Genomic DNA, 15,701 nt, shown 5'->3' with positions numbered 1-15,701 from the left:
TAGTGGAAGTAAAAGCAATTAACGGAGGGCAGTTTCAAGCGATGGTTCAAGCAGGAACCAATCGTTTGAATCAAAATGCTGAATTTGTCAATTCATTGAATGTCTTTCCTGTGCCAGATGGCGATACAGGAACAAATATGGATTTGTCAATGACAAGTGGTGCCAAAGCCGTCAGAGAAGCAACAACGCAACACGTCGGTGAATTAGCCGGTATTTTATCTAAAGGTTTATTGATGGGAGCTCGCGGAAATTCGGGAGTGATCCTTTCACAAATTTTTCGTGGTTTTTCAAAAAATATTGTCGCTGAAGAAACGCTATCTGCTCAAAACTTAGCAGATGCTTTTAAAAATGGTGTGGAGACTGCTTATAAAGCGGTAATGAAGCCTGTTGAAGGAACTATTTTGACTGTTTCTCGTGGAGCTGCAATTGCTGCAGAGAAAAAAGCGAAAGAAACAGAGGATTGTATTGAAGTATTAGAAGCGGCTTTAAATGGTGCAAACAAAGCACTAGCTAAAACACCTGATCTGTTACCAGTACTGAAAGAAGTTGGTGTTGTCGATAGTGGTGGTCAAGGTTTAGTTTATATTTACGAAGGTTTTTATGAATCACTATCTGGTAAAGTCGTTGAAAGTGAAGTACACCAACCATCAATTGCACAAATGGATGAAATGGTGAATGCAGAGCATCATCGTAGTGTTCAAAGTCAGTTAGCGACAGAAGATATCACTTTTGGTTATTGTACTGAAATTATGGTTCGTATAGGTGAAGGTCCAACGGTTGATAGTGAATTTGATTATGACGTATTTCGTAATTACTTAGATGGCATTGGTGACTCATTATTAGTTGTTGCTGATGAAGAAATCATTAAAGTCCATGTTCATACAGAACGACCAGGAGAAGTTATGAATTATGGTCAAAAATTTGGGGCTTTAATTAAAGTCAAAGTTGATAACATGCGTTTACAACATGAAACGATTTTAGGTCATGATCATCAAGCAGTCGTACCAAGCCAACCGAAAGAAAAAGTGCCTTATGGTGTGATTTCAGTAGCGGCAGGCCAAGGTGTTCAAAACTTGTTCAAGAGTATGGGGGCTAACTACGTGATTAGTGGTGGCCAAACAATGAATCCAAGTACAGAGGATATTGTTAAGGCGATTGAGGCTGTGAATGCTGAAAAAGTTATCATTTTACCAAACAATAAAAATATTTTCATGGCAGCTGATCAAGCAGCTGAGGTTAGTGATGTCCCTGCGATTGTGATTCCGACTAAAACTGTTTCACAAGGAATGACGGCATTGTTAGGCTTCAATGATCAAGCGACTTTAGAAGAGAATAAAGAAAGCATGATGGATATGATTGCTGATGTTGTTAGTGGTCAAGTAACGACAGCGGTAAGAGATACTTCGATTGATGGTATTGAAATACATAAAGATGAGTTTATTGGGATGGTAGAAGGAAAGATTATTGTTTCAAAACCCTCTTGCTTAGATGCATCGATTGCTATTTTAGAAAAAATGATTCAAGAAGATACTGAAATTGTGACGATTCTCATTGGTGAAGATGGTTCCAAAGAAGAAGCAAGTCAATTTGAAGCTATTTTACTTGAATGGAATGACGAATTAGAAGTTGAAATCCATCAAGGAGACCAACCCGTTTATCCTTATTTATTCGCAACTGAATAATTAAGGGATTTATAAATAAAGAAAGAGTGGCCTGTAATAAAACGATGGCGTTTTATTATGGGCCTTTTTAAAATAGGCAGGCTGAAAAAGGAAAAGGAGTGGTTTGATTGTATCCAATCGAACAACCGGTTTCGGTATTAAAAGGGGTCGGGCCGAAACGAGTTGACGTTTTAAATGGATTAGGCATTAAAACAATAAGTGATTTATTAACCTATTATCCTTTTCGCTATGACGATATTAGTGAAAAAAATCTGATGGAGATTAATGATCAAGAAAAAGTTGTTTTAAAGGGTTTTCCATTATCAGAAGCCATCGTCAATTATTATGGCTTTAAAAAAAATCGTCTCACCTTTCGAATGATGGTTGATCAAGCGGTGGTGAGTGTGACGTTTTTTAATCAAGCTTTTTTAAAAGATAAAATAAAGACATCGGAAGAATTAGCAATTTATGGTAAATGGGATGCTAAACGAAAAGCATTAACAGGTTTAAAAATTATCGCAACAAGCGAAGGAGAACAAGACTTTTCTCCAATTTATCATGTCAATAAACAAATACGGCAGACCACATTAGTTGATTTAATCCGGCAAGCTTGGGAACTTTATGGTCAGGAATTTTCAGAAACACTTCCGGATTGGTTACTCACAAAATATCGTTTAATGCCCCTAAGACAGGCCGTTAAAGCGATGCATTTTCCAGCTTCGGTCGAAGAGAGTCGTTTAGCTCGCCGTCGAATAGCCTTTGAAGAGTTTTTTATTTTTCAAATGAAAATGATTGAGTTGAAACGTTCTGAACAAAAAGAAGAGGTTGGTTTAGCGATTAATTATGATTTGGTTCAACTTAAACAGTTTATCAAAACACTCCCCTTTGAATTAACAAAGGCTCAAAAAAAAGTGGTGAATGAAATTTGTGCGGATTTAAAAAGTCCTAAACACATGCACCGTTTGCTTCAAGGAGATGTTGGGAGTGGGAAGACGATTGTTGCAGCCATCGCCTTGTATGCGGCAGTAACGGCAGGTTTTCAAGGAGCTTTGATGGTACCTACAGAAATCTTAGCTGAACAGCATCTGGAAAGCTTTCAAACGCTCTTTGAACCATTTGATGTCAAAGTTGCTTTATTGACAAGTTCGATTAAAACGGTAGCAAAACGCCAGATTTTAGCTGACTTAGCAACTGGAGAGTTACAGATAATTGTTGGAACCCATTCGCTTATTCAAGAAGATGTTCATTTTCATAAATTAGGTTTCGTGATTACGGACGAGCAACACCGTTTTGGTGTGAACCAACGTAAAATTCTACGAGAAAAAGGTATGAATCCGGATGTTCTCTTCATGACAGCTACCCCAATACCACGAACGTTAGCGATTACGGCATATGGTGAAATGGATGTCTCTGTGATTGATGAGTTACCAAGTGGGCGGATTCCGATTGAAACGATGTGGATTTTACCTAAACAAGTGGATCAAGTTTTAATAAAATTACAAGGATTAATGCGCCAAGGCCAGCAAGTTTATGTGATTTGTCCTTTAATAGAAGAATCAGAAACATTAGCCGTTAAGAATGCGACAGAAATCTATGAACATTTAAGTGCTTTTTTTGCTCCAGAATTTGCTGTTGGGTTGCTCCATGGTAAAATGAAAGCACAAGAGAAAGAACAAGTGATGACCGCTTTTAAAGAAAATAAAATTCAAGCCTTAGTTTCAACTACTGTTATTGAAGTTGGGGTTAATGTTCCCAATGCAACGGCGATGATGATTATGGATGCTGATCGTTTCGGTCTAGCGCAATTACATCAGTTACGCGGACGTGTAGGTCGTGGTAGTCTAGCATCTTATTGTATTTTAGTCGCTAATCCTAAAAGTGAGCAGGGGAAAGAGCGAATGAAAATAATGACAGAGACGACAGATGGGTTTAAACTAAGTGAGAAAGATTTAGAGATGCGTGGTCCAGGTGATTTCTTCGGAGCTAAGCAGTCAGGATTACCAGAATTTAAAGTGGCTGATATGATGGCTGATAGTCAAATGCTTGAAATAGCTAGAATAGAAGCTATTTTATTGTGGAGTCAATCGGGGTGGGAAACGTTAGAAGAAAACAAGCCACTACTAGAGGTTTTAAAGCAAGATAAAAAGCAGATGGATTATTTTGATTGAGTGCGTTAGAATAGAAACAGTTTTTTGAAAATGAAAGTGAGGAATAGAAATGAAAATAGCTGTAGATGCTATGGGCGGCGATAATGCACCAAGAGCAATGGTTGAAGGTGTGATGTTAGCTAAACAAGACTTTCCTGAAATTGAATTTATATTATATGGTAAAGAAACAGAAATTAAAAAATATATGACGGATGCAAAGAACGTCACGATTGTTCATACGGATGAAAAAATTACGGGTGATGATGAACCAGTTCGCTCGATTCGTCGTAAAAAACAGGCTTCAATGGTTTTAGCAGCTCAAGCAGTAAAAAAGGGCGAAGCGGATGCGGTGTTTTCTGCTGGGAATACTGGTGCTCTCTTAGCAGCAGGTCTCCTAATAGTCGGGCGTATTAAAAAAATTGAACGACCAGGCTTGATGTCGACGTTACCGACCTTTAATGAAACAGGCCAAACGGGTTTTGATTTTATTGATATGGGAGCGAATGCGGATAATAAACCAGAACATTTGGTAACGTATGCTGTTTTAGCAAGTTATTATGCTAAAAATGTCCGTCAAGTGAAAGAGCCGCGTGTTGCTCTGTTAAATAATGGATCAGAAGAAAGTAAAGGAAGCGAATTAACGAAAGAAGCCTTTAAACGCTTAGCAACAGAACCAAGTATTCATTTTATTGGAAATGTTGAAGCTCGTGATTTATTTAATGGTGTCGCTGATGTTGTTGTTACGGATGGCTTCACAGGTAATGCTGTCTTAAAATCAATTGAAGGTACAGCGGGAGCTTTGATGTCACAATTAAAGCAAAGTATTTTAAGTAGTGGTATTAAAGGTAAATTAGGCGCTGTTTTTATGAAAGACAGTTTAAAAGAGTTAAAAGAGAAGATGGATTATTCAAATCATGGAGGCGCAGTCCTTTTTGGCTTGAGAGCACCTGTAGTTAAAACGCATGGGTCGGCTGAAAAAGAGGCAGTCAGAGCGACCATTCGTCAAATCCATACGATGCTTGAAACGAATGTGGTTGGGGATTTAACAGATTATCTTGAGAAAAATGAAACGTCTGAAGAATAAGAGAGTAAAAAAAGATAGACAAATCTTATGAAAATCAGTAAAATTATAAATATATATGAAATGGTGAAACGTTTTATTTGAAATGGAGGTGCTTATTTTGACACGTGAAGAGGCATTTGAAACAATTAAAGAAATCGTATTAGGACGATTTGAAATTGAAGAAGATAAAGTGACGGAAACAATTAGAATAAAAGAAGATTTAGAAGCTGATTCGATTGCGATTATGGAATTTGTTTTAGAATTAGAAGACGCGTTTGATTCTGAAATTTCAGATGAAGATGCAGAAAAAATTGAAACAATTGGAGCTGCAGTTGATTATGTAATGGCTCATCAATAGTTGAAAGCGGATCGAGAGGATGCTCAAAGTGAGTGTCCTTATTTTTTTTACAAAAGTTTAATGAGAGCATTCTAATAATGCTGTTTTTTTATTTATACATTTAGTGAAAAATGATAAAAAAGATAGAGTCAGAGCGTAACGTTGGTACATTAGGGTTATCTGTTGTTTTAAGTGGAGGTTTAAAAAACGTTAATGGAATTTCAATGTGAAATAACAAATAATTATCATGCTAAATTCATTTTAATAGTGGGTCAACTATTGCGTAATTCTAATTTTTCTAATATAATTATAAGATATATTATAGATATATTGAATGATGAATATAAAAAAAATATGAAGTGTCTGTAAAAAATAAAAAATAAATCAGTATGGGATTAGAAAAGAAAGGAGAATTCGATTGTTTGATGACAAAAAATTGCTAGAAGTAAGAGACCTCCACACAGGTTTTCGTATTAAAGATAATTATTACGATGCGGTCGATGATGTGTCTATTACTTTAGATAAAAATGAAATATTGGCGATTGTTGGTGAATCGGGCTGTGGTAAAAGTACCTTGGCCATGACAATCATGGGGTTACAAGATCCAATTAACACTAAAATCACTGGAGATATTATTTACAATGATTTAAATTTAGTAGGCTTATCTGAAACGCTTTACAATAAAATACGAGGAAATGATATCGGGATGATTTTCCAAGATCCATTGTCAGCGTTAAATCCACTGATGAAAATAGGAGATCAAATTGCCGAAGCCCTCTTTTATCACACAGAAATGTCTGAATCAGAGCGAAACAAACGAGCAGTTGATCTATTGGATCAAGTTGGAATTGTTAACCCAGAACGGGTAGCTAAACAGTTTCCTCATGAGTTATCAGGAGGAATGCGTCAACGTGTCATCATTGCAATTGCGATTTCTTGTAAACCGCCCATCATTATTGCAGATGAGCCGACAACGGCTTTAGATGTGACTATTCAAGCACAGATATTAGATTTGTTGAATGAGTTACAAAAAGAAACAGAAGCAGGGATTATTCTAATCACCCATGATTTAGGTGTGGTTGCAGAAACAGCAGACCGAGTGGCAGTTATGTATGGTGGACAAATCGTCGAAGAAGCAACGGTTGAAGAATTATTCAATAATCCTCAACATCCTTACACGCGTTCATTGCTTAACTCTATTCCACAGGAAGATGCGCATGATTCAGAGCTACATGTTATTGAGGGGGTTGTTCCTTCACTTAAAAATATGAAACGAACAGGTTGTCGTTTTGCAGAACGGATCCCATGGATTACTGAAGATCAACATGAGGAAAATCCAAAACTACATGAAGTTGCACCTGGTCATTTGGTTCGTTGTACATGCTATAAGCATTTTCATTTTAGAGAAGAAGGAGAAGCGTAAATGGGATTAATAGAAATTAAAGACTTAAAAGTACACTATCCTATTCGTGGAGGTTTCTTCAATAAGGTAGTAGACTATGTTTATGCAGTCGATGGTGTTAATTTTGAAATTCAAGCAGGAACAACATATGGCCTAGTAGGTGAATCGGGTTCAGGTAAATCAACGATTGGTAAAACAATTGTTGGTTTAGAAAAAGCAACATCTGGAGAAGTTGTTTTTGAAGGACGTAATGTAAATAAGCGTCGAGCTCGTAAGCAAATTGGCTACAATAAAGATGTTCAAATGATTTTCCAAGATTCAATGTCTAGTTTAAATCCTAAAAAACGTGTCCTGGATATTATCGCGGAACCGATTCGTAACTTTGAACGATTATCGGATCAAGAAGAAAAGAAAAAAGTCCAAGGGTTACTCGATATTGTTGGCATGCCAACAGATGCGTTGTATAAATATCCTCATGAGTTTTCGGGGGGACAGCGTCAGCGTTTAGGTGTAGCTCGAGCAGTTGCAACGAGTCCAAAACTAATTATTGCGGATGAGCCAGTTTCAGCATTGGATTTATCAGTCCAAGCTCAGGTCCTAAACTTTATGAAACATATTCAAGAAGAATATAATTTGAGTTATTTATTTATTTCTCATGATTTAGGTGTGGTTAAACACATGTGTGATAATATAGCGATTATGAATAAAGGCCGCTTTGTTGAAATTGGGACGAGGGAAGATATTTACAATAACCCACAGCATATCTATACGAAACGTCTACTGTCAGCTATTCCTAAGATTGATGTTAACAATCGTGAAAAGCACAAAGAAGAACGTCGTAAGGTCGATCAAGAATTTGAAAAATTATATCATCAGTTTTACGATGATAATGGTCGTGTTTATGATCTACAAACTATTAGTCCGACTCATCAAGCGGCAATTAAGCCTAATGAAAAAGGAGGAGAATAGTTATGTGGAAAACAATATTACGCCGAGTTCTTTTAATGATTCCGCAAATTATAGTGTTAAGTTTATTTATCTTTATTTTAGCGAAAGCGATGCCAGGGGATCCTTTTACAGGTATGATTAATCCAAATACAGATCCTGAGACGATTGAGAAAATGCGCCAAGCAGCTGGCTTAAATGATCCATGGTACGAACAGTATGTACGTTGGGTAACCAATGCTTTCCAAGGCGATTTTGGACAAAGTTTCTTATTTAAACTTCCAGTAACGGATATCATTGGACAACGTGTAGGTAATACAATTTGGTTATCTATTTTAACAGTTATTTTAACGTATGCGATTGCACTACCACTGGGTCTATTCTCAGGTCGTTATCAAAATTCATTATTTGATAAAAGTGTGGTTATCTATAACTTTGTTAGTTTCGCGATTCCAATTTTTATCTTTGCATTGTTAATGCTCTTTATTTTTGGTTATCGTTTAGCATGGTTTCCAACGACAGGTTCAGTTTCTAGTTCAGTAGAACCAGGGACCATTGGCTATGTCGGCAGTCGTTTTTATCACATGATTTTACCGGCAATTTCACAAGCACTTCTTGCGACAACTGTGACGGTTCAATATTTACGTAATGAAGTAATTGATGCAAAACAGCTTGATTTTGTCCGAACGGCTCGTGCTAAAGGTGTTCCAACCAATCGAGTATTTACTCGACATATCTTTAGAAACGCATCATTACCAATTGCCGCTCAATTAAGTTATGAAATTACAGCATTGATTAGTGGTTCTGTTGTTATTGAACAAACCTTTGCTTATCTTGGGATTGGTAAATTGTTCATCGATGCGATTAATGGTCGTGACTACTCCGTTATTACAGCTCTTGTTTTAATTTTAGGGATTGTAACGATTATGGGGAATCTTATCTCAGACATTGTCATGAGTATTGTTGATCCACGTATTCGTATTCAGTAAAACCTAAACTTAAAAGAAAGGAGAATAATAAATGAGTAAAGAAAAACAAAATCAACCAGAAGTAGTTAGTATTCCACCGACTGGTTTTAAGATGATTGCTAGAGAGTTTAAAAAAGATAAAGCAGCGATGTTTTCATTAATATTATTAGTGGTGTTGTTATTAGGTATTTTTATTACTGCTTTGCTTTTAGATAAAGAATCAGTGATGAAGGTCAGTATTTTAGATAAATATAATTCGCCAGGGAATGGTTGGTTATTGGGAGCAGATGAGGGTGGTCGAGATGTTTTCGGTCAGTTAATCATCGGTGCACGTAACTCAATTGTCATTGGGTTTTCAATTACCATTATTACCTCGATTATTGGTGTTGGGTTAGGAATTATAACGGGTTACTATGGTGGTATCATTGATGCAACCATTATGCGAATTGTCGATTTTATTATGATTTTACCAATCATGATGATTATTATCGTATTTGTAACGATTATTCCTAACTATAACGTGTTTAACTTTGTGATGATCATGAGTGCTTTTTATTGGGTAGCTAAAGCACGTCTCTTTAGAGGGAAAACATTATCAGAAGTTCGTCGTGACTATATTAGTGCTTCTAAAACATTAGGAACCAGTGATTTTAAAATTATGTTTGGTGAATTAATGCCAAACCTAAGCTCTTTAATTATCACTAACTTAACAATAAACTTTGCGGGAAACATCGGGATTGAGACAACCATGTCTTACTTAGGATTTGGTTTACCTCCAACAACGCCAAGTTTGGGAACGTTAATCGGATATGCATCCAATGGTGATGTACTATCTAATAAATTATGGATTTGGGCACCAGCGTCAATTCTTATTTTAGTATTGATGTTAAGTATAAATTATGTCGGCCAAGCATTTAAGCGTTCGGCAGATGCACGCCAACGTTTAGGCTAAAAAAAATAGGAGGATTGATTGAAGGATGAAGTATAAAAAACTAATGAGTGTAGTAGCACTCGGAGCCGTTGCAACAGTTGGATTAGCAGCTTGTGGCAACAAAGATAGTGGGAAAAAAGGTGGCAACGACAAGGAGACAGCAACAGAAGACATTAGTAAATTTCCAATTAAAGCTTCTAACGATAAGAAGTCAATTGAAGGCGGAACGCTTGATGTAGCTGTTGTTATGTCAACGCAATTCCCTGGATTATTCAGTGAAATTTTCTATGAAGATGAGAATGATAATCGTTTTATGGAACCATCTCATGAATCATTATTTATGGCTGATGACAACTTTGAAGTGAATGACAAAGGAGTAGCTAAACAAGATCTAGACGTAGATGGTAAAAAAGCTACGATTACTTTAATCAAAGATGCAAAATGGTCAGACGGTAAACCGGTTGTTGCAGATGATATTATTCAACCATACTTAATTGTTGGTAATAAAGATTATGCAGGTATTCGTTATGGTGAAAACTTCCGTAATATCGTAGGTATGGACGAGTATCATGAAGGCAAAGCGGATTCGATTTCAGGAATTAAAAAAATAGACGACAAAACAGTTGAAATTACGTTTAAAGAGATGAACCCAGGAATGACTCAAAATGGTGAAGAAATCTGGCGTTCAGCAGTACCAGCGCATATCTTTAAAGATATTCCGGTAAAAGGAATGGAATCAAGTGATGCTGTTCGTAAAAACATTGTGACATTTGGACCTTATAAGATGAATAAAATTACTCAAGGTGAGAGTGTTGAGTATGTTCCTAACGAACATTATTATGGTGAAAAACCAAAATTAGATAAATTAGTTTTAAAAGTAACACCTGATAAATCAGTAGTAGAAGGTTTGAAATCTAAAAATTATGATATGGTTATTGCAATGCCAACAGATAACTACCCGAACTACAAAGATGTTGAAGGCTATGAAATTTTAGGCCGTCAAGAATTATCTTATAGTTATATTGGTTTCCACATGGGTAAAATGGGCAAAGATAATCAAATTGAATACAACCCAGATTCAAAAATGGCAAATAAACCATTGCGTCAAGCGATGTCATATGCTGTAAATAATAAAACAGTGGCTGATAAATTCTACAATGGTTTACGTTCTGAAGGAACAACTTTAATTCCACCAGTATTTGCTAAGTTCCATGATAAAGACGTTAAAGGTTATTCAGAAGATTTAGATAAAGCAAATAAATTATTAGATGAAGCTGGCTATAAGAAAAAATCAGGCGAAGATTTCCGTCGTGATCCTAAAGGCGAAAAACTAGAAATTAAATTTGCTTCAATGTCAGGTGGCGATACGGCACAACCGTTAGCAGAATACTATATGAATCAATGGAAAGAGATTGGTTTAAATGTAACACTAACAACGGGTCGATTAATTGATCAAAATGCCTTCTATGATAAATTACAAAATGATGATCCAGAAGTAGATGTATACCAAGCGGTATGGGTTACAGGTTCTAATCCATCACCAACTGGACTTTATGGACCTAAAGCTCCCTTTAACTTTACACGTTTTGTGAGTGAAAAAAATACAGAACTACTAAAAAACATCGATTCTAAAGAATCATTTGATGCAGATTATCGTACAAAAGCATTCAAAGAATGGCAAGAATATGCTAAAGAAGAAGCTTTTGCAGTTCCAACACTTTACAGAAATGAAGTTCGTCCGATTAGTGACCGTGTCACAGGATTTGATTGGGCGTATGATACAGCAACTAACCCTTGGGCAGAAATTGGTGTATCTGCAGATTCAAGAAAATAAGTCTTAAATTAAGCTATCAATTTGGGTGACTCTACTCAAATTGATAGTTTTTGTTTTAAATCAGTGGAAAACAAAGTATAATAAAGAGAGTTCGTTTGAATGAAAGGATGAGAGCAAGTGACTCATGAACTACAACAATTAATAAAAGAAAAATATCAAATTGTCTTTAAAAATATCGACCTTTTAAAACAAGCTTTTACCCATTCATCCTATGTGAATGAGCATCGACATTTGGAATTATCAGATAATGAACGTTTAGAATTTTTAGGCGACGCAGTGTTAGAGTTGATTGTTTCAGAATATCTGTATCAACATAATACAAACCTACCTGAAGGAAAATTAACAAAACTTAGAGCAACAATTGTCTGTGAAGATAGTCTGGCAAGTTTTGCTAAGGAATGTGGTTTTGATCAATTTATTCGCTTAGGAAAAGGTGAAGAAAATTCAAACGGTCGCTCCCGTTCATCATTACTCTGTGACCTATTTGAATCTTTTTTAGGGGCATTGTATTTAGACCAAGGGGCAAATGCTGCCCGTGCGTTTATTAATCAAGTGATTATTCCAAAAATTGAAGCAGGTGCTTTTTCACATGAGATGGATCACAAAACAGCTTTGCAAGAAGTGCTCCAAAAAAATGGTGATATTGTCATTTCTTATGAGTTAGTGAAAGAAGAAGGTCCCGCTCATGAGCGTATTTTTTATGTTGAAGTGAGTGCGGATCAACAAGTTTTAGGAACGGGTTCTGGTAAATCTAAAAAAAATGCAGAACAAAAAGCAGCACAAGTTGCTTTGGTAAATTTAAATCAAAAAAAGAAGGTTGTAGATAGAAAGGAGACTTAAATTTCGTGTATTTAAAACGCATAGAAATTGCAGGGTTTAAGTCTTTTGCTGATCGGACAGTAATTGAATTTAATCAGGGATTGACGGCTGTCGTTGGTCCAAATGGTAGTGGGAAAAGTAATATTATTGAAGCCATTCGTTGGGTTTTAGGAGAGCAGTCAGCTAAAAATTTACGTGGAGGAAAGATGCCAGACGTGATTTTTGCTGGCTCTTCTTCACGTTCACCCTTAAATATTGCAGAGGTAACAATGGTTTTGGATAATGAGGATCAATTTTTACCAATTGATTTTAATGAAGTGAGTATCAAAAGACGGTTATCTCGTTCAGGAGATAGTGATTTTTTTATTAATCAATCGGCTTGTCGCTTGAAAGATATTATTCAATTATTTATGGATTCTGGTTTGGGGAAAGAATCGTTTTCGATTATTTCTCAAGGAAAAGTAGAGTCGATTTTTAATAGCAAGCCTGAAGAGCGTCGTGGTATTTTTGAAGAAGCCGCAGGTGTTTTAAAATATAAGACGAAAAAGAAAGAAGCCGAACGTCGTTTATTTGAAACAGAAGATAATTTAAATCGTCTGCAAGATATTATTTTAGAGTTAGAGGGCCAATTAACTCCTTTAAAAGCACAAAGTGACGTCGCGCAAAAATATCTTAATTTAAAAGAGCAGTTAACCACGGTTGATGTAGGGGTAACCGTAGAAGAAATTAAACGGTTTAAGAGTGTTTGGGAAGAGCAGAACACATCGTTATTTAAAGTGAATCAAGAAATAACAAAACTCCAAAACGAAGCGGAATGTCTTGAACTAGAGGCGAAACAATTAAAGGAAAAAAGAGAGCAGTTGAATGAACAAGTTGATGAAGAGCAAACGCGATTGCTTGCCTTAACGACAGATTATGAACAATTAGAAGGTCAAAAAAAGGTATATGATGAACGTCAAAAACATTCGAGTGCAACAAAAGAGCAACATGAAGAAACGTTATTCCGATTAGAAGAGACGATTGCTCAATTAACTGGAGAGATAAAAGAAAGCCGTCATGAACAGCATGAAAAATTGACGATGATTAAAGCGTTAGAAAAACGCTTGGCTCAATTAGAATTTGAATTATCAAAAGTTAGTCGTTCTGTTAAAGAGCAAATGGATGACTTGAGAAGTGACTATGTTGAAGTCATGCAACAGCAATCAAATATCAACAATGATTTACGCTATTTAAATCGTCAATATGAGCAAGAATTAGCACGTAATCAAAAAGACGTTCAACAGCTAGATGCGATTGTTAGTTTAGAAGAAACGAGTGCAAAGGAACAAACGAAACTAGTGAAAGAACAAGAACAGTTATCGTTAGAGCTGGAAGAATTATTAGTTGTTTATCAAAAAAATCAACATTTGATGCAGGAAGTGGAGCAACAAGCTCAAATAACGGAACGACAAATGTATGAGGCTTTAAAAATTTTGCAACAAGCGCAAGCTCGTGAGAAAAGTTTAAAAGAAGTTCAAGAGAATTACGCTCATTTTTATCAAGGAGTTCGTGCAATTTTAAAAGCACGCGAGCAATTTGAAGGCATCGTAGGTGCTGTTGCTGAAGTGATCGCCGTTCCTAAAGATTTAAGTACAGCCATTGAAATAGCTTTAGGTGGGGCAGCACAATCGATTATTGTTGAAAATGAAACAACTGCTCGTTCGGCGATTACATATTTGACACAAAAAAGGGCCGGCCGTGCGACTTTCTTACCTTTGACGGTTATTAAAGGTCGTAAAGTCGCAGCTGCAACTCTAGCGAAAGTAGAAAATGAAGAAGGTTTCTTAGGAGTTGCAAGTGATTTAATCACATATGACACTCGTTATTCTCAAGTGGTAACGAATCTTCTAGGCCTAACGTTGTTAGCCAAAGATTTGAAAACAGCGAATCAATTAGCAAAACAGATTAATTATCAGTATCGTGTCGTATCTTTACAGGGAGATATTATGAATCCTGGTGGCTCCATGACTGGTGGGGCGAATAAACGTGGGACAGGGTCTAATCTTTTTTCACAGGCAAGTGAATTAAAAGAATTAGTTCAACAGATTGCTCAGATGCAACGTTTGTATCAAACGAAAGAACAAGCAGTTGCTAAACTTAAAGCTGAAAGTATGCAGTTAAAAGAAAAGTTAGAAACTGATCGTTCTCATGGCGAGCAACTACGTTTACAGCTACAAACAGTATCCAATCGTTTAGAACAATTAACTGTCGTTTTAAATCAACAGTCGAAAGAGCGTCAAGCTTTTGAGTATGAGAAAAAAGAACTCCAACGCTTTTTAGAGAATTATACCGAAGAAAAAGAACAGCTCGAAGAAGCACTATCAGAATTAACAAAACGTCGGGTTGATTTAGATGAATTGATGAGCCAAACAGGTAATTTAGAAGAAACAAATCAAAAGCGTAAAGAGTTGTTACAAGTTGAAAAATCAGAAAAACAAGCACAGTTAGCGGTGGTCAATGAACAACAACAACACTTACAAGGACGTATTTCTGAAACAGAAATACGCTTAAAAGATGCGCAAGCACAGTATGAACGTTTGACGGAACAAGTGACCAGTGTTAACGATCAACAGTCAATGACGCATACCTATGCGAAAGAGATTATTGATAAAATGATGACCGAACGAAATGAATTAGCTCGTATCAAAGAAAAACTCTTGGTGTTAAAAGAAAACCGAGAAGAACGGTATGCACAGGTTAAGCAATGTGACCAGCAGTTGCTTGAAAAAAACCGGGAATTGCAATTTCTGATTGATAATAAAACATCAATGGAAGTAATGAAGAATCGGGCAAGTGTATCGTTGGATCATTCGTTAGACTATTTAAAAACCGAATACCAACTGACGTATGAAGCAGCAGCCGTTACCTATTCGTTAGACGCGTCATTTGATGAGTCTAAGCAAAAAATTCAGGCGTTGAAAGATGAAATTAGCCAATTAGGGGCAGTCAATACTCAAGCAATCGCTCAATATAGTGAAGTAGCTGAAAGATATGATTTCTTGAAAGCGCAGCGTGATGATTTATTGACAGCGAAAGAAGAACTATTTACGACGATGGATGAAATGGATGCTCTTGTAATTGAGAAATTCCATGATGTTTTTTGTGATATTCGAGAGGAATTTCGTCACGTTTTCCCGGATATGTTTGGTGGAGGCTACGCAGATTTAGAATTAACGGATCCGAGTGATTTACTTAATACGGGTATTGAGATTATTGCTCAACCTCCAGGTAAAAAATTACAACAACTTAGTTTACTTTCTGGGGGCGAACGAGCTTTAACAGCGATTGCTTTATTATTTGCAATCATTCAAGCACGTCCTGTTCCATTTTGTATTTTAGATGAGGTTGAAGCGGCTTTAGACGATGCTAATGTGACTCGTTTTGGTGCTTACTTGAAGAATTTTGGTGAGGAGCGACAGTTTATCGTGATTACCCATCGGAAGGGGACTATGGAAGCAGCAGATCGGTTATACGGGGTAACAATGCAAGAGTCAGGAGTCTCTAAGATGGTTTCTGTTCGTTTAGATGATTTTGTTGAAAAAACTAATTAATTGA

General features: G+C 36.4%; 11 protein-coding genes. All 11 read left to right on the top strand.

The window, feature by feature from the left end; translation table 11 throughout:
* Positions 1-2 precede the first annotated feature (2 nt).
* The 11 genes from ACTJFD_RS01635 to smc all read left to right on the top strand — a co-directional run bounded on the left by ACTJFD_RS01635 (position 3) and on the right by smc (position 15,697).
* Positions 3-1,682: a DAK2 domain-containing protein gene (locus tag ACTJFD_RS01635; protein ID WP_442259292.1), complete on the top strand. Its 1,680-nt coding sequence runs from the start codon at positions 3-5 to the stop codon at positions 1,680-1,682.
* A 107-nt stretch (positions 1,683-1,789) separates the two neighbouring features.
* Entirely contained in the window at positions 1,790-3,829 is a 2,040-nt protein-coding gene (gene recG / locus ACTJFD_RS01630; RefSeq protein WP_442259291.1) for an ATP-dependent DNA helicase RecG, read from the top strand.
* Positions 3,830-3,878: 49 nt separating this feature from the next.
* Complete coding sequence (plsX, locus tag ACTJFD_RS01625; protein WP_442259290.1) at positions 3,879-4,892, top strand: phosphate acyltransferase PlsX; 1,014 nt, start codon at positions 3,879-3,881, stop codon at positions 4,890-4,892.
* A gap of 97 nt (positions 4,893-4,989) precedes the next feature.
* The gene (acpP, locus tag ACTJFD_RS01620) at positions 4,990-5,229 is read left to right on the top strand and encodes an acyl carrier protein (RefSeq protein ID WP_442259289.1); all 240 of its coding nucleotides are present in this window, start codon (positions 4,990-4,992) and stop codon (positions 5,227-5,229) included.
* A 397-nt stretch (positions 5,230-5,626) separates the two neighbouring features.
* Positions 5,627-6,631: an ABC transporter ATP-binding protein gene (locus ACTJFD_RS01615; protein ID WP_442259288.1), complete on the top strand. Its 1,005-nt coding sequence runs from the start codon at positions 5,627-5,629 to the stop codon at positions 6,629-6,631.
* Positions 6,632-7,579, top strand: coding sequence for an ATP-binding cassette domain-containing protein (locus ACTJFD_RS01610; protein ID WP_442259287.1), 948 nt, complete (start codon positions 6,632-6,634; stop codon positions 7,577-7,579).
* A 2-nt stretch (positions 7,580-7,581) separates the two neighbouring features.
* On the top strand, positions 7,582-8,544 hold the full coding sequence (opp4B, locus tag ACTJFD_RS01605) for an oligopeptide ABC transporter permease (protein ID WP_442259286.1): 963 nt from the start codon (positions 7,582-7,584) through the stop codon (positions 8,542-8,544).
* A 31-nt stretch (positions 8,545-8,575) separates the two neighbouring features.
* Complete coding sequence (locus ACTJFD_RS01600) at positions 8,576-9,475, top strand: ABC transporter permease (protein WP_442259285.1); 900 nt, start codon at positions 8,576-8,578, stop codon at positions 9,473-9,475.
* A 25-nt stretch (positions 9,476-9,500) separates the two neighbouring features.
* The gene (locus ACTJFD_RS01595; protein WP_442259284.1) at positions 9,501-11,288 is read left to right on the top strand and encodes an oligopeptide ABC transporter substrate-binding protein; all 1,788 of its coding nucleotides are present in this window, start codon (positions 9,501-9,503) and stop codon (positions 11,286-11,288) included.
* 117 nt (positions 11,289-11,405) lie between these two features.
* Entirely contained in the window at positions 11,406-12,128 is a 723-nt protein-coding gene (gene rnc, locus ACTJFD_RS01590) for a ribonuclease III (RefSeq protein ID WP_442259283.1), read from the top strand.
* A 5-nt stretch (positions 12,129-12,133) separates the two neighbouring features.
* Positions 12,134-15,697, top strand: a complete 3,564-nt coding sequence (gene smc / locus ACTJFD_RS01585; protein WP_442259282.1) for a chromosome segregation protein SMC — start codon at positions 12,134-12,136, stop codon at positions 15,695-15,697.
* Positions 15,698-15,701: the final 4 nt, after the last annotated feature.

Source organism: Vagococcus sp. (assembly GCF_052102835.1).
Classification (GTDB): Bacteria; Bacillota; Bacilli; order Lactobacillales; family Vagococcaceae; genus Vagococcus.
The sequence above is the reverse complement of the archived record's forward strand: the minus strand, read 5'-3'. Positions and strand labels throughout refer to the sequence as shown.

What these genes read in the sequence shown, in the direction of transcription:
- ACTJFD_RS01595 (WP_442259284.1), top strand. Translation starts at nt 9,501, where the DNA reads ATGAAGTATAAAAAACTAATGAGTGTAGTAGCACTCGGAGCCGTTGCA.
- plsX (WP_442259290.1), top strand. Translation starts at nt 3,879, where the DNA reads ATGAAAATAGCTGTAGATGCTATGGGCGGCGATAATGCACCAAGAGCA.
- opp4B (WP_442259286.1), top strand. Translation starts at nt 7,582, where the DNA reads ATGTGGAAAACAATATTACGCCGAGTTCTTTTAATGATTCCGCAAATT.
- ACTJFD_RS01610 (WP_442259287.1), top strand. Translation starts at nt 6,632, where the DNA reads ATGGGATTAATAGAAATTAAAGACTTAAAAGTACACTATCCTATTCGT.
- ACTJFD_RS01600 (WP_442259285.1), top strand. Translation starts at nt 8,576, where the DNA reads ATGAGTAAAGAAAAACAAAATCAACCAGAAGTAGTTAGTATTCCACCG.